The 17,526-nt window shown below is 47.9% G+C and carries 14 protein-coding genes and 1 pseudogene; 8 read left to right on the plus strand and 7 right to left on the minus strand.

Annotated features, from left to right (window positions below; genetic code table 11):
* Positions 1-113: 113 nt before the first annotated feature.
* A complete protein-coding gene (locus tag AYK67_RS08450; RefSeq protein WP_162265094.1) occupies positions 114-1,409 on the plus strand; it encodes a hypothetical protein in 1,296 nt (431 codons plus the stop codon).
* A gap of 8 nt (positions 1,410-1,417) precedes the next feature.
* Positions 1,418-1,687, plus strand: coding sequence for a hypothetical protein (locus AYK67_RS08455; protein WP_068084869.1), 270 nt, complete (start codon positions 1,418-1,420; stop codon positions 1,685-1,687).
* Positions 1,688-1,770: 83 nt separating this feature from the next.
* Here the strand turns inward: AYK67_RS08455 and AYK67_RS08460 are convergent, their stop codons facing one another.
* On the minus strand, positions 1,771-2,790 hold the full coding sequence (locus AYK67_RS08460) for a type II toxin-antitoxin system HipA family toxin (RefSeq protein WP_082735712.1): 1,020 nt from the start codon (positions 2,788-2,790) through the stop codon (positions 1,771-1,773).
* On the minus strand, positions 2,790-3,128 hold the full coding sequence (locus AYK67_RS17670) for a helix-turn-helix domain-containing protein (protein WP_068084872.1): 339 nt from the start codon (positions 3,126-3,128) through the stop codon (positions 2,790-2,792). Before AYK67_RS17670 ends, AYK67_RS08460 begins: the two co-directional genes overlap by 1 nt.
* Before the next feature lie 316 nt (positions 3,129-3,444).
* Between AYK67_RS17670 and AYK67_RS08470 the strand changes: the two genes are divergently transcribed.
* From AYK67_RS08470 to AYK67_RS08485, 4 genes are all read left to right on the plus strand, one after another.
* Complete coding sequence (locus tag AYK67_RS08470) at positions 3,445-6,234, plus strand: class I SAM-dependent DNA methyltransferase (RefSeq protein WP_068084874.1); 2,790 nt, start codon at positions 3,445-3,447, stop codon at positions 6,232-6,234.
* A 159-nt stretch (positions 6,235-6,393) separates the two neighbouring features.
* Complete coding sequence (locus AYK67_RS08475) at positions 6,394-7,296, plus strand: Abi family protein (protein WP_068084877.1); 903 nt, start codon at positions 6,394-6,396, stop codon at positions 7,294-7,296.
* Positions 7,297-7,311: 15 nt separating this feature from the next.
* Complete coding sequence (locus tag AYK67_RS08480) at positions 7,312-9,363, plus strand: DEAD/DEAH box helicase (protein WP_068084880.1); 2,052 nt, start codon at positions 7,312-7,314, stop codon at positions 9,361-9,363.
* The gene (locus AYK67_RS08485) at positions 9,356-10,561 is read left to right on the plus strand and encodes a GIY-YIG nuclease family protein (protein WP_068084887.1); all 1,206 of its coding nucleotides are present in this window, start codon (positions 9,356-9,358) and stop codon (positions 10,559-10,561) included. The genes AYK67_RS08480 and AYK67_RS08485 overlap by 8 nt, the downstream gene beginning before the upstream one ends.
* A gap of 79 nt (positions 10,562-10,640) precedes the next feature.
* On the opposite strand, the pseudogene AYK67_RS08490 reads toward AYK67_RS08485, so the two are convergent.
* Together AYK67_RS08490 and AYK67_RS08495 are read right to left on the minus strand one after the other, a co-directional pair.
* Positions 10,641-10,862, minus strand: a pseudogene (locus AYK67_RS08490) (hypothetical protein); the annotation flags it as partial.
* Positions 10,863-10,989: 127 nt separating this feature from the next.
* Complete coding sequence (locus AYK67_RS08495) at positions 10,990-11,595, minus strand: LysE family translocator (protein WP_208976242.1); 606 nt, start codon at positions 11,593-11,595, stop codon at positions 10,990-10,992.
* 77 nt (positions 11,596-11,672) lie between these two features.
* On the opposite strand from AYK67_RS08495, the gene AYK67_RS08500 reads away from it, so the two are divergent.
* Positions 11,673-13,112 carry an aminotransferase-like domain-containing protein gene (locus tag AYK67_RS08500; protein WP_068084893.1) on the plus strand — a complete coding sequence of 480 codons (1,440 nt, stop codon included), beginning with the start codon at positions 11,673-11,675 and terminating at the stop codon, positions 13,110-13,112.
* A 59-nt stretch (positions 13,113-13,171) separates the two neighbouring features.
* Here AYK67_RS08500 and AYK67_RS08505 read toward each other — a convergent pair whose 3' ends face one another.
* Positions 13,172-14,173, minus strand: a complete 1,002-nt coding sequence (locus AYK67_RS08505) for a BMP family lipoprotein (protein WP_206597513.1) — start codon at positions 14,171-14,173, stop codon at positions 13,172-13,174.
* Between the two features lie 383 nt (positions 14,174-14,556).
* Here AYK67_RS08505 and AYK67_RS08510 point away from each other — a divergent pair, with 383 nt between their 5' ends.
* A complete protein-coding gene (locus AYK67_RS08510; protein ID WP_068084895.1) occupies positions 14,557-15,384 on the plus strand; it encodes a lytic murein transglycosylase in 828 nt (275 codons plus the stop codon).
* Positions 15,385-15,454: 70 nt separating this feature from the next.
* Here AYK67_RS08510 and folD read toward each other — a convergent pair whose 3' ends face one another.
* Positions 15,455-16,366, minus strand: a complete 912-nt coding sequence (folD, locus tag AYK67_RS08515; RefSeq protein WP_068084898.1) for a bifunctional methylenetetrahydrofolate dehydrogenase/methenyltetrahydrofolate cyclohydrolase FolD — start codon at positions 16,364-16,366, stop codon at positions 15,455-15,457.
* 43 nt (positions 16,367-16,409) lie between these two features.
* On the minus strand, positions 16,410-17,267 hold the full coding sequence (gene purU / locus AYK67_RS08520; protein ID WP_068084902.1) for a formyltetrahydrofolate deformylase: 858 nt from the start codon (positions 17,265-17,267) through the stop codon (positions 16,410-16,412).
* Positions 17,268-17,526 lie beyond the last annotated feature (259 nt).

The following is a 17,526-nucleotide window of genomic DNA, read 5'->3' on the forward strand; positions in this document are numbered from 1 at the left end:
AATGACGAAAATGAAGTTCGCTTTATTTTGAAACACTGCATTTTTGTACGCCGCGCCTAGAGCTCACCACCGGCAACAGCCTCAATATCGCGCCGCCCGGTTATATGCGGGCCATGGATAGCCTGCGCGATATGCTCAATAAGCGCCATGGCTGGGCAGACCCGCAAGACCCCGCCCGCGCACAAGAAACCAAACGCACCCCAGAGCATAAAGAACGCGCCAGCAGCCGCGAAGAAATTCAAAACTGGCTGGAAGAGCTGATTGTAGCAGGGCGCATAAATAACCGCACTGAAATGATCGGTTCCTTACAAAGCGCGGGCTTTGAAATCCCCCGCGCGGGCAAAAACTATCTCACCGTAAAAGATCCGGAAACAAACATCCGCTGGCGATTGAAAGGAACCCTCTTTCATGAAGGATGGACCCGCGAAAAAACCGCTCAGCATGCGGCTCAAAGACAACATGCAAACGAGCATGCAACAGGCACAGCAAGCCCAAGCCGCCTTGCTGGCCTCAGCCAATGCGAGCTTCGAGAGCAATATCAAAGCCATATTGAACGGCGTGCGAAATACAATCGCCAACGATATGGCCGACCATCACAAAGCCATCAAAGCAGACTTGCAGCACCGGCTACACATCTTCAAACAACGCCAGCAGGTGGAATACAGCTGGCCAGAACCCCCGAGAACGAAAAAGTGGCAAGTGCTGCTTGCGGTGTACTTGCTTGTGAGCCTGTGCAGTACGGCAATACTGCTCATATTGCTGATCTCTCAAAGCCCGCTCTCTCCAAACCCCAACACGCCGCAAGCGTCAATAGTGCCAGCGAGCTCCCAGCCCTTACCGCAGAAAAAACCAGCGAGCGGCAATCGCTACCTCCTGATCGATTTGCAAACAGGCCGCAGCCACAGCTGCCAAGACAGGCAGAAGACCATCGTCTGCAGCGGCCTGTCTCAGCCACCAACCAACAATCAACCGTAACCGCAACAACCTTAAGCACAGAAAGGCATAGCCATGACAGACCACAACGCCACTTCGGTTCAAAGCCCGATGGAGCGCGAGCTCCTCAGCTACGTGCAGCAATTAACCGAAACATTGGAGCATTCACAGAGCGTGCTCACCGACTTGGAGAAGCGCTCGACAGGCTTGCTGAACAAACGGCTGGACAATCTGCAGGCCTGCTTAAGCGCTTCAATCAACTCGCAGGCTCAATTCAACGCGGTCTTGATCAACTTGCTCACAGAGCCATCAAACTTCGAAGAACACGCCAAATCTCTCAGCGAGACAATGACCCTAGCCCAGAGCATTCAGAAAAAGCTGAACCGCAACGTCGAGTGAAGCCAAACGCACAAACGAAAGCTCCAGCAATAACAAAGGCCAAACAACCCAAAAAATCATTTAGTTGGCAAAGATAGGATCACCCATGCAAATCAACTCACAAGGCATTAAGCTTACCATTAACGAGCACCAGAACATCAATAGTCTGGATGAACTGCTGGCAGCCATTGAGCAGATCAAATCAAAATCCGTGTACGCTGTTCGCTATGAACATAGCGGTCCTTTGGTAAGTAGTAGTGGCTCTTATGCGACGCCGGAGGAGCGCAAACCATTCTCGCAAACCCGCTTTGGCCTCATATTCCTTGCCGAAGCACACGACCTCGGTGCTATTCAGGACATAAGCCTTACCTGCTGAACGCAGGCGTGAAAGTGGCAGGTAAAAGGATCATGATTAAGTTGAAAAGCAATTCGTTTATATAACATGACCCTTTTTCGCTATCAGCTTACAGCAGTAACGAGTGGCAAAGTTGGCAGCAGTTCATCAATCGCTGTGCGCACACCCTCAAGCATAGGTAGATGCTTTTTCTCACGCGCCCAGTGGCTTAGAAACTCAGCCGTCATCTCGCGGGCGGTGTCTATAACCATTTTTTCAGGTAGGGTGGCTTTGGCCGCTAGGTGCGATAATTCGTCAAAATCCAAATCTGCAAACTCTCGCTTACGGCTGTATTTGAGTGCAAAGCTATCGCCGTGAATATACGCAATGGTTGAAACGAAATCATAGGCTGGCGCAAGTGCAGCATTGCGTTTGTCAGGGTAGATTAGCGACCAGTTTTTTAAATGCATATCACCATTGCCGATCAAGGTGTTAAACACCAGTCGGCGAATGAACTCGCGAATATCCCTATCGTTTGTCTCACTGGCTATAACGCTGGCAATATTGCGCATACTGGCGCGTTTGTATTTGTCATCGCTATAAACGCTAAACACCTGCGCAAAATCTTCCATATGCACCCGCTCGCCATTGGCTTGCCTGTCAAAGCGCCGGATTTTAAAAGCCGTTTTGCCCAAGCGCTGCATTCCCTCTGGCAAGCCGGAGATATTGTCGATATCAATCAGGCCAATATCCGGCACATCCAATCCAAGCAAACTGGCAAGATGCATCATGGGAAACTCATTTTCCGGTACACCTGTATCTTCGCGCGAGGGTAGCTTGACGATCCAGTCACCGCCCATACCGGATGCCGGAATTGTAAGCCCGCCACTGGCACTTTCAAGTGCCGAAAACTTCAGCTGTACACCTGCAAGCGAGAAGCGCAGTATATTGTCTCTATCTAGCGCGGTGCCGTCTTCAGATTGCGCGACCTCGGGGGGCCAGACATCACCATTGGCGGGGGTGATTGTCACTGCACCAGGAAGGTCTTGCCCGAGTGCCCAAAGCAAAAAGGCTGCGATCACCGGGCACGACCGTGAGCGTGCCAATAGGCTTGCCATAAAGCGCGACATTGAGAATGGAAACATCAGGCATCATTTTCCTCCTCATAATCCAAGCTATAGGCAGGCTTGCTCTCTTGAGTCTCAGAGGACGATGCATCAAGCCGCCTATTTGCCCCGCTCATACTGCGAATAATTGAATGAGCAGCTGGTACAGCTATACGCGGCACCAGCATAAGTTCTAAATCAAGCGCATGGGCCAGCGCAGTTAGGCTGGAGATTCTCAAATCAACTGCATTACCTTCAATCTTTGAGATATGCGATTGCGGCACGCCGCAGCGTTTGGCCAACTCGCGCTGGCTTAACCCTTTATCTTCTCGCGCCTGCTTTAAGGCAGCGGCTATGTGCTCGCTTTTGTAGCTCATCATGATCTGCCTTTATGCATCAATTGTTAGATACGATCTATAATAGCATATCATCAATAAATCATAACACCAACTGGTGATCTATTATTGCCTATCAAAACTATCATTTATATATAAAACTATATCAAAAAACTGAGCGTTCCCCAAAATAACCTCGTGCTACTTTCCTGCTTTCGCGTCGCACTATGCTAATCTCTAACGCGCATAAAGCGCTGATCTGTTCACTCTCCCGTTCTGCCCATGAATACGGTTGGAAAATCATTTCCTTTTAAGTAAATGTAGTTCTGCATTGAATGATAGGGGCCGTGGACGCAACATGAATGCCGTTGAAATAGAAGAAGCAATCTCTTTACTTGCCGCGCAGCCGTTTGATGCCTCTGAGTTCCCTTTTGCGTTCCTGCAGGCTTTTGGTAACAAGGAAACCACCCTCAAGCGCTTAAAAAGCGGCACCACTAACAAGTCAGAGCTTGGCGGCGTACTGCAAGCCAATAACATCCATATCAAAGTCGCACCCACGGGCGAGGCCGCAGCCACGCTGAGCCAACTCAAGCAAAGCCCGGCCACCACAAAAGCCAAGGCCAAATTCATACTCGCGACAGATGGTATAGACTTCCACGCCGAAGATATGAACAGCGGCGAAGTGGTGGTCTGTGACTACAAGGATTTCCCCAATCATTTCGGCTTTTTCCTCTCGCTTGCGGGCATCTCCACCGTTAAGCAAATCCGCGAAAACGCTTTTGATATCAAAGCAACAGGCCGCCTGAACCGCCTCTATATCGAGCTGCTTAAAGACAACCCCGAATGGGGCACAGAGAAGCGCCGCCATGATATGAACCACTTCATGGCGCGGCTGATTTTCTGCTTCTTTGCCGAGGATACCGATATTTTCAACGGCGAGGGTGTTTTCACCCAAACCATAGAGCAAATGAGCGCCAAGGATTCCGCTAATACCCACGAAATCATTAGCGAGCTGTTCCGCGCCATGAACACAGCGATCAACGATCGCAAAGCCGCAAAACTCCCTCGTTGGGCAGACCAGTTTCCCTATGTGAATGGCGGCTTGTTCTCGGGCAGTGTGCAAGTCCCGCGCTTTTCAAAAATCGCCCGCTCCTACCTCATTCATATCGGAAATCTGGATTGGCAGAAAATCAACCCGGATATTTTCGGCTCGATGATTCAGGCGGTGGCGGATGATGACGAGCGCGGCGCACTTGGCATGCACTACACCAGCGTGCCAAACATCCTGAAAGTGCTAAATCCGCTATTCCTCGATGACCTGCGCGAAAAGCTTGAGGAAGCAGGAGATAACGCCCGCAAGCTGCTTAATTTGCGTGGCCGCATGGCGCGCATACGGGTGTTCGATCCCGCCTGTGGCTCGGGCAACTTCCTTGTTATTGCCTATAAGCAAATGCGCGAGATCGAAGTGGAAATCAACAAACGGCGCGATGAACCAGAGCGCCGCACAGAAATCCCGCTCACCAATTTTAGAGGCATTGAACTGCGCGACTTCCCCGCCGAAATTGCAAGGTTGGCGCTTATTATTGCCGAGTATCAGTGCGATGTCACCTATCGCGGCCAAAAAGAGGCATTGGCCGAATTCCTGCCGCTGGATTCAAAAAACTGGATTACTTGCGGCAACGCCCTGCGGCTAGATTGGCTGAGCATCTGCCCGCCCACCGGCACAGGGGTAAAAATGCTTGGCGATGATTTGTTTAGCACCCCGCTCGATCAGGCAGAGATCGATTTCGAGAATGAAGGCGGCGAAACCTATATCTGCGGTAATCCACCGTATTTAGGCTCAACGTGGCAAAGTAAAGAGCAAAAGGCAGATCTTGAGGCCATCTTTGCCCATCGCGTTAAAAGCTGGAAGTCGCTCGATTATGTTGCAGGCTGGTTCATGAAAGCGGCAGACTACGGCCAGCATACGCAATGCGTGGCGGCTTTCGTGTCCACCAACTCCATCTGCCAAGGCCAGCAAGTGCCCATTCTGTGGCCCGAAATCTTTAATAGCGGCCACCACATTGCATTCGCTCACACTTCTTTCAAATGGGCAAACCTTGCCAGTCACAATGCAGGTGTAACCGTTGTTATTGTAGGTATTGCCATTGAGCGTGGTAAATTAAGGAAGCTTTATTCCAATGGCTTGGGCAGCACCACTCTGACTAAAGAAGCCGACAACATAAACGCCTACTTGGTTTCAGGCACGAATGTAACCATTCAAAAGTCTGCAAAACCACTCTCTGATTTGGCTGGCATGAGTTTTGGAAACAAGCCCGTCGATGGTGGTAACTTGTTACTATCTAAAGCTGAGGTTGAAGCTCTTTGCTTAACCAAACAGCAGCATAGTAAATTTATCCGGCGGATATATGGCTCCGCTGAATTCATTCGGGGTCTGGAACGTTACTGTTTATGGATCGAAGACGAGTATCTCGAAGAAGCCAACGAAATTGAGGGCATCAGACAACGCATAGAAGGTACTCGCACAATGCGCCTTGCAAGTCGCGATAAAAGCGCAAACGAGATGGCAAAACGCGCCCACCAAATGCGGGAAATGAATATTGGAGCAACACAAACAGTCGCAATGCCGTGTGTCTCATCTGAGAATAGAGCATATCTTCCAGCTGGTTTAATAGATGGAAAATCCACTATTACCAACCTTTGCTTTGCCCTATACGATGCCCCCGCTTGGAACATGGCGCTTCTCGTTTCTCGCTTGCATCTAGTTTGGATCACCACGGTTTGCGGTAAGTTGAAAACAGATTTCCGTTATTCAAACACTATGGGCTGGAACACATTTCCCGTTCCAAAACTCACCGAGAAGAACAAAGCCGATCTCACCCGCTGCGCCGCGGATATTCTGCTGGCGCGCGAAGCGCATTTCCCCGCCACCATTGCCGAGCTTTATAATCCAGAAAAAATGCCCGCCGACCTGCGCGCCGCGCACGCGCGTAATGATGAGGTTCTAGAGCGCATCTACATCGGCCGCCGCTTTCGCAACGACACCGAACGACTGGAAAAACTCTTCGAACTCTACACCAAAATGACCAAAGAAAAGCCAAAGATAAATAAGAAACCTGCGATAGATTTCGATTTGCATTGGAATTAACAGGATTAATCTTGCAATCTAGGCCCATTGGGCCTACTTTGCAAATAACAATACCCGCCACGCCTCGGGCGAAGGTTTACCTTCGCACTGCGCACCATGGCGGGTTACTTGTATCTAGGCATCAGTTTCCTTTATCATTTCATAGTTGATTGCGTCTCGATGAAATATGTAAAGCCAGCCCTTACCCGTGACAAACAAATTGAATTGCTGGAACGGCGCGGTATGGATTGCTCGAATAGGGCATTGGTTGAACACTCTCTAAAGCATATCAGTTATTATCGGTTACGGGCCTACTGGATGCCCTACGAAGTGCCTGCGGTAGATGAAGGCGATCATGCTTTTAGAGAGGCGACGAAATTTGAAGATGTCTTGGCGCTCTACGAGTTTGATCGACATTTAAGATTGCTCTTGATAGACGCTATCGAGCGTATCGAAGTATCATTTCGCACAAGCTGGTCGCAAACCATGGCTTTACGACATGGGCCACACGGATATTTGCAAACCAATTTACACGATCAAAGACAACATTCATATTTGCTAGATATTTTGCAAGAAGAAATAAGCCGCTCAAAAGATACTTTTATCAAGCACTATACAAGTAAATACACCGAGCCGGTGGATCCGCCAATCTGGATGGTGTCAGAGCTCTTGTCTCTTGGGCAGCTGTCTAAATGGTATAAGGCACTAAAGCCACGTGCAGACCAAAAGGCAATTGCCAAACCATACGGCCTTGATGATCGAGTACTTGGTTCTTTTCTCCACCATTTGACGCACATTAGAAACATATGTGCTCACCATGGTCGCTTATGGAATCGACAGTTCACGGTGACGCTTAGGCTACCGAAAACGCCAACTGACTTGTCGATAAATTTCAATCAAGATAAGTACGCGCAAAGGCGGGTCTATAATACGCTGGTGTTAGTTAATAGGTTGATGTGCATCATCTCACCTAATAGCGAATGGAAGCAGCACCTTGTCAGTTTGATTGAAGACACACCACAGGTTAAGCCACATGTAATGGGTTTTCCAGAGAACTGGCGCAATTTGATGATTTGGGCATAATTCAAGGGCAAATAAATGAATACTTATCAAAATGTTCCCTCCGTTTCCGTTACCTATGCCCAAAATGGCAGCTCTACCAAATCTAACGAGCTTGGTATGCGCGCCATGCAAGAGCGCGCCTATGAGAAACGCGGCGAACAGTATTTGCTGATTAAATCTCCCCCCGCATCGGGCAAAAGCCGCGCCCTAATGTTTGTGGCGCTGGATAAGCTCAACAACCAAGGCATTAAGCAGGCCATTATTGTTGTGCCGGAAAAGTCTATTGGCTCCAGCTTCAATGACGAACCGCTTAAAAAATTCGGTTTCTATTGGGATTGGGAAGTCGCTCCCAAGTGGAACCTGTGCAACGCGCCGGGCACCGATGGCGGTACTGTCAACTCTGTCAAGTCATTCCTAAATAGCGATGAGCACGTGCTGGTTTGCACCCACGCCACCTTCCGCTTCGCCGTCGATAAATTCGGCATTGAAGCTTTTGATGGCCGCTTGATTGCCGTGGATGAATTCCACCACGTTTCTGCCAACCCTGATAATAAATTGGGTATGCACTTAAACCAGTTTATTGCACGTGATAAAGTGCATATGGTTGCCATGACGGGCTCGTATTTTCGCGGCGATGCCGAACCGGTATTACAGCCCGAAGATGAAGCGAAGTTCGAAACTGTCACCTACACTTATTATGAGCAGCTCAACGGCTATAAGTATCTAAAGCAGCTCGACATCGGCTACTATTTCTACACCGACTCCTATTCCGATCACATCTTGAAAGTGCTCGACCCCAATCAGAAAACCATCATCCACATTCCCTCTGTCAATTCGCGCGAGAGCACAAAAGATAAAATCAGAGAGGTGGAACATATAATCGAAGAGTTGGGCGATTGGCAGGGCACGGACCCGCAAACCGGCTTCCAACTTGTAAAAACCGATGATGGCCGCATTATTAAGATTGCCGATCTCGTAGACGATGATGCCAATAAGCGCGATAAGGTATCGGCTGCGCTGAAAGATCCTTCGCAAAAAGACAATCGCGACCACGTTGATATCATCATTGCGCTGGGCATGGCGAAAGAGGGCTTTGACTGGATATGGTGCGAGCATGCACTCACCGTGGGCTATCGCTCTAGCTTAACTGAAATCGTGCAGATCATTGGCCGCGCCACCCGCGATGCCAAGGGCAAAACCCGTGCGCGATTTACCAACCTGATTGCCGAGCCGGACGCCGCTGAAGATTTAGTAGCAGAAGCGATTAACGATACGCTGAAAGCCATTGCCGCCAGTTTGCTTATGGAGCAAGTGCTTGCCCCGCGCTTTAATTTTACACCCAAGCAAGCCGATTCAACGCCAATTGAGGGCTTTGATTATGGCGAGGGCGGCTATGACAGCGAAAAATGCAATGTTGGCTTTAACGAGGAAACCGGGGAGTTCCAGATTGAAATTAAAGGTCTCACGCCCCCTAAAAGCCAAGCGGCTCAGCGTATTTGCCAAGAAGACCTGAACGAGGTCATTACCAGCTTCGTGCAAGACAAAACAACAATTGAGCGTGGTTTGTTTGATGAGGAGCTGGTACCAGAAGAGCTTACCCAAGTGCGGATGGGCAAAATTATTAAGGAAAAATTCCCCGAACTGGACGACGAAGACCAAGAGGCCGTTCGCCAGCACGCGGTTGCCGCACTAAATCTCACGCAGCAAGCCAAGGCCGTTGTGAATTCAGATGAAAGTGAAAGCACCGCAGGCAACACAGCGCTCATTGAAGGTGTTCGTAAAATCGCCATGGATGTGCGCGAGCTCGATATTGACTTGATAGACCGCATTAACCCGTTTGGCGAAGCATATGCTATTCTTGGAAAGACAATGAGCGAAGAGAGCCTTAAGCAGGTTGCTGCTGTAATCTCAGGTAAGAAAGTGAAGCTAACACCGGAAGAGGCGCGAGACCTTGCAAAACGTGCTTTAAAGTTCAAGCAGGAACGTGGTCGTTTGCCTTCCATCACTTCTCCAGATGCTTGGGAAAAGCGCATGGCTGAAGGTGTTGCGTTTCTCGCTCGCATGAAGGCAGAGGCAGCAAATGGCTAAATTTACAAGTGAAGATGACGCACTACTTGCCGAGTTGGGCGTTGAGGTTGAAGCCAAAAAGGCCGCGAAACGTACGCCCCGCGAAGAGCGTATTATTGCCGGTTTTGAAGAAATCCAGCGCTTTGTAGAAGAGCATGGTCATGCTCCCCAGCATGGCGAAGATAAAGATATATTCGAGCGCTTGTATGCCGTGCGCTTAGATCGTATTCGCGAGCAGGAAGAATGCTGCGCTCTAGTAACAGAGCTTGACCATCAAGGACTTTTACAGGACGCTGCATCACGATCAGAAATCACCTCAGACGATCTGGATGATGCTGCATTGCTTGCTGAGCTGGGTGTCGAAGCCGAGACCTCTGACATCACCACTCTCAAACATGTGCGCTCCACTGCCGAAAAGCAGGCGGCCGAAGAAATTGCCAACCGTGAAAAATGCGAGGATTTTGCCAAATTCAAACCGCTGTTCGATCAGGTCCAAGCTGAGCTGAAAAACGGTTTGCGCACCACAAGGCCTTTTGTTCGGGATGCAGGCTTTACAAAGGCCGAAATCAAGGTTGGCGAGTTTTTTATCCTTAACGGCCAAACCACCTATGTGGCGCAAGTTGGCGAAACAATTAAAGCACCAAACGGTGAGACTGACGCCCGACTGAGAGCAATTTTTTCCAATGGAACCGAGAGTAATTTATTGTTACGCTCCCTTCAGCGCGCCCTATATAAAGACGAAGCCGGGCGGCGTATCTCCGAACCAACCGCAGGGCCGTTGTTTGCAGATCAATCAGTCGATGGCGATGAAGCCAGCGGTACAATATATGTATTGCGCAGCAAGGCAGATCATTCTGTTGTGGCCCAAAACCGCGAGGTGCTTCACAAAATCGGCGTGACGAGTGGCCCTGTCGAAAAACGCATTGCCAATGCCAGCAATGACCCCACATTCCTTCTAGCTGATGTCGAAATCGTCGCCACCTATGAGCTCTACAATATCAACCGCAATAAATTAGAAAATCTCATTCATCGGATTTTTTCATCCGCACGTTTGGATATCGAGATTAAAGACCGTTTCGGCAAACCGGTCACCCCGCGCGAATGGTTCCTTGTGCCTTTGTTCATCATCAACGAAGCGGTTGAGAAAATCAAAGACGGCTCGATCTCTCATTATGTTTACGATCCGGAAAAAGCAGCCCTCGTCAAACGGGGAGACTAATGCACCCTTGTAACAATTAAATCAAGTTCTCCAAAACCAGATTCTAGGGCCTTGAACCCTGTAATTTGAGGCAAAGATTTTAGCTCACTTGCCAGGTAAATATGTTGCTTATCTGTGGCCAAAAAAGTGGTTTTTTACCAACACTATCTTCGCACCAAAAAAGTTGCCCAGTAGCTCTATCAAAAATGATACCACTATAAAAACCATCTAGTTTTTCTAGCATTCTGGCCCCATAGGTCTCAAAGAGTGGTAGAAGCACCTCGGTATCTACGGTTGGCGGGTTGGCAAACCTCAATTCATTTGAAACTTCCTGCCAGGCACTTCATCAAATTGTGTTTTGGTGTTGGGAGAAAACCTTCTCCAAGAAATTGTAGCAATTGCCCCTCTCTCGTCATATGTAAATCGGGGCAATGCCATCACTTATGGTCTTAAGCTGTCATAAACAACGAGTACGCTGTTGTACCAAGCATGATTGATGACAGGCTTACGGTTACAATACGAAGTGTTTTGCCTTGTCCAAGCATAAGCAGTATAGACGCACCACTCAATGCCCACAGTGAGTGAAAAACCAAAGCACCTAAAGAAAAGCTGATAATGACGACAAGAGTATTTAAGCTTTGCGCTTGTCCATTCGCAGCAAAGTAGGTGGTGAACGCAACCAAGCTCATAGCCCAGGTTTTTGGGCTAAGTGGATGGATGAGAAAACTCTCCCACATACTTAATTGTCGGCTTCTATCGCTCGTTCCAAGTTTAATAGTAGCAATGCGATAGGCCAGATAAGCCATATACGTAAAACCAACCAGCTTCAACATAGTTACAAATGGGCCTGACCCGGAAAACAATTGCCCTAGCCCTAACCCAACAGCCGCATGCAAAACAATACCCCCAAGCATTGCCGCAATTATTAAAGGAAAAGTTTTGCGGTAACCATTTGCCGAGCCGATTGCCATAAATGTAAGGTTTCCCGGGCCTGGTGTTCCCGTCATCATAATAACAAAACTCGCAAAGGCGCCCATTGTTGTACTATCGAACATGGCGATAATCCTTGATACGTTTACAATAGGCCTATATAAATACAATAGATACAATCACGAGCAATTGTTTTATTGTCATGGATACAATTTGGCTACCCAAACTTAGCAAATCTGCGGGCCCCATTTATCTTGAAATCGTCAAGGTTATGGAGGCCGACATCAAAGCAGGCCACTTAGCTGAGGGCTATCGCCTTCCCCCTCAACGTGAGCTAGCTTATCAGCTCGGCGTTACACATGGCACCGTAACGAGAGCATATAAAGAAGCGGAACGGCGCAACTTGGTTCGCGGGGAAACTGGCCGTGGCACATTTATTAAAGCAACAGAGCGTGCCCTTTCTCCATTAATACCCAGCGAGAAAGCAAATGAAGAAGAGCTTGATTTAGGGCGCAACTTTGCATTGCCGCACCTTAATCCGCCACTGTCACAAGCGCTTGAGACTTTGAGCAATGAACCTGATTTGGATTTTTTAAACAATTACGTACCCTCAGCCGGGCTGCAAGCACATAGGGTTGCTGCAAAACGCTTTCTTTCAAAGTTTTATGGTATCAATGCAAATGAGCAAGAAATCATAATTTCTTGCGGAGCACAACATGCTGTTCAAACAACCATTTTAGGTCTGTTCAATAGCGGCGATATGATTGCTGTTGACGCCCTGACCTACCCTTCATTACTGAATATAATTCCCCATGCAGGAAGGCGCTTATTACCTATTGCAATGCTTGAAAACGAAAGGGGCATACCAACTGTTATGGACCCAACTGCACTCGATCAAGCTTGCCAAACGCATGTTGTGCGGGGTGTTTTCTTTATGCCGAGTGTGCAGAATCCAACAACACACACCATGACGAAAGAAGAAGCCGAGGATTTAGCGGGTGTTTGCCAAAAACATAGCCTAATAATAATTGAAGACGATCCCTACACACCATTTATTAGTGCTTCGGAAAACCGGATGCCGTTTTTCAAGTACGCTCCTTTTCAAACAGTTAGTATTGCCAGTATATCTAAGCTCGCATCCCCTGGTATACGAATAGGTTATATTCGAGCACCGGAAAGATATGGACGCGCTTTAAAGAACGCAATTGGTGATAGTGTTTGGATGGCGTCGCCAGTTTGTGCCGCAATAGCAAGTTACTGGATTAACAATGGCACCCTTGATTTAGTGGTGAAAGAGAAAAGTAAAATTCTAGCAAGCCGTTACCAGAGCGCATGTAAAATACTAAAACGCTGGCAGTTTGCAGGCGGCACACAAAAGCCCTTTATTTGGTTAGAACTGCCAGAGCATATAAATGCCGCTAAAGTGGAAATAGAATGCGCAAGACATAACGTACGCATATTAGCCGCTCACCACTTTCATCAAGCGCACCATATAAGCGGTGAGCACGTGCCTAAAGGTGGCGGTCTTCGCGTTTCACTTGCAACAATCAAATCGGAAGAGAATTTCAAACGTGCATTGCAGCTATTAGATGAGGTTCTGATACGCCACGATAGCTCACGCACAACAGAGCCATTAGCATAAGTTAGTTTAATATAAGTGAGCCTGAACAAGCCAGACTCACTCTTTTCATTTAAAGCGGCTTAGAAGGGGCAGCTATTTGTGCTGCGGTAATCATGGACCTTAATTTCGCCGGCAACGATAGCAGCTTTAGCTTTTTCTGCTGCCTCAATCATTTTCGGGGTTACCAAGTCTTTGTTGTACTCATCCATCGCATAGCTAACAGCATTTTCTGCCAAGCCAAGGTGGTTGAGGCCCGCAGTAAATTTGCCATTCATGGCATCTGTAAAGACATCTTCAACAGCCACGTCAACACCTTTAACCATAGAGGTTAAAACAGAACCAGGCTGTACGTGGTTTTGATTTGAATCCACGCCAATGGATAACTTGCCTTCATCAGCAGCAGCTTGCAGCACACCAAGGCCGGTAGAGCCAGCAGCAGCAAACACAATATCACTACCACGAGAGAATTGCGATTTCGCCAACTCGCCGCCTTTAACCGGATCATTCCAGGCAGATGGCGTTGTGCCAGTCATGTTTTCAAATATTTGAATATCTGGCTTGGTGGCTTTAGCGCCCTGGATATAGCCACAGCTAAAGGCCGAGATCAAAGGAATATCCATGCCACCGATGAAGCCAATTTTACCTGTCTTGGTGGCCATTGCAGCAATGATTCCAACCAAATAAGAGCCTTCTTGCTCTTTGAAAACAACTGAACGGACATTGGGCTGGTCGACAACCGCATCAACAATAGCAAAGTTTGTATCCGGAAATTCTTTGGCAACTTTCTCCATAGCTGATGCCTGAGAGAAACCAATACCGATAATCGGATTCATACCACGACGTGCGAAATTACGAAGAGCCTGCTCTCGTTGAGACGGATTGGTGATTTCGAATTCACGGTACTTGATACCTGTCTTTTCTTTAAATGCTTCTGCACCTCGATAAGCAGCTTCATTGAAGGATTTATCAAACTTGCCGCCCATATCGAAAATAACAGCTGGTGAGATCTCAGCAGCCAAACTAGTTGCAACCATTGTCGATGCAACAATAGCACCTGTTGCCAAAGTCTTCAGGAATTTCATTCCCCCAACCCTCCAGAATTCGTAGATGTTTTAACAAATTTTCCTGACAAACTAAAAAAGTTTGCAAACAAAAAGGCGATTCTACTTTCGTTGAACGAAAATAAAATCACACAGGGTAAATGCACAACTTACCTTAGGAAAGTCCATAGTTGATTGTTTGTTTTTTCATTTTTTAGCCTCCCAGTCAGGATTCCGTTACACTTTTAACAGATAAGTATAGAAGGCCATAAGCTAGGCGTATCCGCAAGGTGCAAAGTGAGTATTTTTGCAATTACATGCAAAATAATTCAAGGAAGATTACATGCACCTGTTTATTGTGATAGTTTTTAATAAATATTTCCTAGAGTAGGTGGTCATAATAATTTCGTTATAAGGTTTATAGAGTGACTAATATAAGAAAAGTTATACGCATATCAGCAGCGTTTTTGGTCGCGGTCGCGATAGCATCGCCCGCATTTTCTAGTGCCAATTCCTGTGGGAATACGGCAAAGGGCTTTAAGGCATGGCAACAAGAGTACGCACAAACTCTTAAGCAAGCTGGTATAACAGAGGCTACATTGCGCAGCGCTTTCTACAACCAAACCTACAATTCAACAGTGATTAAGTACGATCGCAATCAAAAATCCTTCAAAAAATCGTTTGAAGATTTTTACAAGTTACGCGTGAATAACGCCTTGATTAATAAAGGGCGTCGCTTAATAAAAAAACACAATGCTCTTTTTAATCGCATTGAACGTGACTATGGCGTTCCCAGAGAAATCATCGTTGCAATTTGGGGGCTAGAGACTTCCTACGGTGGAAATATTGGTAAAATGTCCACCCTCCGGGCTTTGAGCACCTTGGCGTATGACTGTAGACGCGCAGATTTTTTTCGTAATGAGTTGTACTATGCTTTGCTCATCATCCAAAAAGGCGACCTTGCTGTATCACGCATGAAAGGTGCGTGGGCTGGCGAGCTTGGACAAACACAGTTTCTGGCATCTTCCTATGTTAAATTTGCTGTTGATTATGATGGCGATGGCAAGCGGGACCTCCTGCACTCTGTACCAGATGTACTGGGATCAACCGCAGCCTATATGATGGCATATGGCTGGCAAACCGGGGAGCCATGGGGGCCGGGCACGAATAATTATGAGGTCATTCGCGCGTGGAACAAGGCCGGAGTTTATATCAAAACCATTCAGGTTATGGCCGAAAAACTGAAACAGTAAGTAGCCCTCATTCACAATTCAAGCTTATCAGGTTAAGACAAAAGGGGCACTGCAATGCCCCTTTCAAACTCTAGAATAATGCCGGTTCTGCAGCCAAACCCAACTGGCGACGTGCAGCAATAAGAGTATTGCCCATGAGCATGGCAATGGTCATGGGGCCGACACCGCCGGGAACCGGCGTAATAGCACCGGCATTTGCAAGCGCACCCTCATAATCAACGTCACCAACAAGGCGGGTTTTACCCTCGCCCTTTTCTGGCGCGGGAATGCGGTTGATCCCCACATCAATGACGGTAGCTCCTTTTTTAACCCAATCCCCTTTAATCATTTGTGGACGCCCAACTGCGGCGACCAGAATATCTGCTGTTGCTGCAAGGGCTGGTAAATCTTGCGTGCGTGAGTGGGCAATCGTTACCGTGCAATTTTCTTGCAGCAGCAATTGTGCAACCGGCTTACCAACAATGTTGGAACGCCCGATAACCACGGCATGCTTACCCGATAAATCCTGCCCCAAGGCCCGCTTGGCCAGCAATACACTACCCGCAGGTGTGCACGGCAAAAGCGCTTTATCCAGCGCGCCAGCACCTAACAAGCCCGCATTGATCGGGTGGAAGCCATCAACATCCTTTTCCGGACGAATAAGCTCTAGCACCTTCCCCTCATCAATCTGCTTTGGTAGTGGCAACTGTACCAGAATGCCGTGTACAGCTTCATCTGCGTTCAACTCAGCAACCAAGGCTAACAACTCAGCTTCGCTTGTTGTTTCGGGTAAACGGTGCATTATCGAGTTCATGCCGCATTTTAACGCCATGCGTTCTTTGTTTCTCACATAAACCTGGCTTGCCGGATCTTCGCCCACCAGCACTACGGCCAGACCTGGTTGGACACCACTTTCCTTTTGGAGTCGCGCGACACGACTGGCAATTTCGTCGGTTACTGAGGCGGCAATCGCCTTGCCGTCAATTATAAAAGGTTCGCTCATTGTGTTGTCCTGTCAAAGATAAAGGCCGCAGTTGCGGCCTGAATTACTTAAAGATCACGGTGCGATCGCCGTTTAACAATATACGATGCTCAAGGTGGTAACGTACCGCACGCGCCAATACCTGGCTCTCGGTATCACGCCCTTGTGCAATCAATTCGTTAATGGTGTGGGCATGTTCTACCCGGCTCACATCCTGCTCGATAATTGGCCCTTCGTCCAAATCCGCGGTCACATAGTGTGCAGTTGCGCCAACCATTTTTACACCACGCGCATGGGCCCGATGATACGGCTTGGCACCGATAAAGCTCGGTAAGAAGGAGTGGTGAATGTTAATCACCTTACCTGCGAGCTTCTCCGAAAGGTCGTTGGATAGAATTTGCATATAGCGCGCCAGAATGACCAAATCGATATTTTGATCTTCTACGAGTTGCAGAATTTGCGCTTCTTGCTGCGGCTTGGTTTCTTTGCTGACTGGAAGATAGTAGAACGCAATATCTTCGTGTTCAACTCGTTTTTGCCAAGTGGTGTGGTTAGACGCAACAGCCACAAGATCCATCGGCAATTGACCGGTAGAGTTTCGATATAACAAATCGTTCAGGCAATGGCCCATTTTCGAGACCAGAATAAGCACGCGCGGTTTGCGGCTTAAATCGTGTAGTTGCCAATCGAAATCATAGGCCGTTGCCACAGGAGCAAAGCCGCTTTCAAACTGCTCCCGCGCCATGCCCTCAGGTGCCGCGAAAGAAACACGCATAAAAAAGCGGCGCGTTTCAGGGTCGCCATATTGGGCACTCTCACAAATATTGCAGTTTTGCGAGGCAATCGAGTTGGCTACTGCGGCCACAATTCCCTTCCTGTCGCCACAGGAAAGGGTCAGCACATAGTTAGCTTGGTTGTTCATTTAGTAAATGCTCATCTTTACGCTCTTTATGGGCGCACAATAGGCACAGCAGATACCGAATAAAAGGTCGCATGCACAAACCACTTGGAAAAACTGGGAATAATTATCTGCCAGAATTTGCATCTGTTAAAAAAAACTTGATGAGATTGCAAAAAATAGCAAGAATCGAGGGGTTTCCTATGGTTTCAAGTAGCGTGAACCTGTTGAAAAACAACCATAAAATCAGTAAATTGATCCTCAAAAACAGTTTTCACACAGG

The sequence above is a fragment of the Polycladidibacter stylochi genome, from assembly GCF_001562055.1.
Classification (GTDB): domain Bacteria; phylum Pseudomonadota; class Alphaproteobacteria; order Rhizobiales; family Stappiaceae; genus Pseudovibrio; species Pseudovibrio stylochi.

Excerpts from the sequence above, each read along its gene's own strand:
- AYK67_RS08495 (WP_208976242.1), bottom strand. The coding sequence starts at position 11,595 with ATGTTCGATAGTACAACAATGGGCGCCTTTGCGAGTTTTGTTATTATG.
- AYK67_RS08460 (WP_082735712.1), bottom strand. The coding sequence starts at position 2,790 with ATGTTTCCATTCTCAATGTCGCGCTTTATGGCAAGCCTATTGGCACGC.
- AYK67_RS17670 (WP_068084872.1), bottom strand. The coding sequence starts at position 3,128 with ATGAGCTACAAAAGCGAGCACATAGCCGCTGCCTTAAAGCAGGCGCGA.
- AYK67_RS08470 (WP_068084874.1), top strand. The coding sequence starts at position 3,445 with ATGAATGCCGTTGAAATAGAAGAAGCAATCTCTTTACTTGCCGCGCAG.
- AYK67_RS08505 (WP_206597513.1), bottom strand. The coding sequence starts at position 14,173 with ATGAAATTCCTGAAGACTTTGGCAACAGGTGCTATTGTTGCATCGACA.
- purU (WP_068084902.1), bottom strand. The coding sequence starts at position 17,267 with ATGAACAACCAAGCTAACTATGTGCTGACCCTTTCCTGTGGCGACAGG.
- AYK67_RS08450 (WP_162265094.1), top strand. The coding sequence starts at position 114 with ATGGATAGCCTGCGCGATATGCTCAATAAGCGCCATGGCTGGGCAGAC.
- AYK67_RS08485 (WP_068084887.1), top strand. The coding sequence starts at position 9,356 with ATGGCTAAATTTACAAGTGAAGATGACGCACTACTTGCCGAGTTGGGC.
- AYK67_RS08480 (WP_068084880.1), top strand. The coding sequence starts at position 7,312 with ATGAATACTTATCAAAATGTTCCCTCCGTTTCCGTTACCTATGCCCAA.
- AYK67_RS08500 (WP_068084893.1), top strand. The coding sequence starts at position 11,673 with ATGGATACAATTTGGCTACCCAAACTTAGCAAATCTGCGGGCCCCATT.
- folD (WP_068084898.1), bottom strand. The coding sequence starts at position 16,366 with ATGAGCGAACCTTTTATAATTGACGGCAAGGCGATTGCCGCCTCAGTA.
- AYK67_RS08475 (WP_068084877.1), top strand. The coding sequence starts at position 6,394 with ATGAAATATGTAAAGCCAGCCCTTACCCGTGACAAACAAATTGAATTG.
- AYK67_RS08455 (WP_068084869.1), top strand. The coding sequence starts at position 1,418 with ATGCAAATCAACTCACAAGGCATTAAGCTTACCATTAACGAGCACCAG.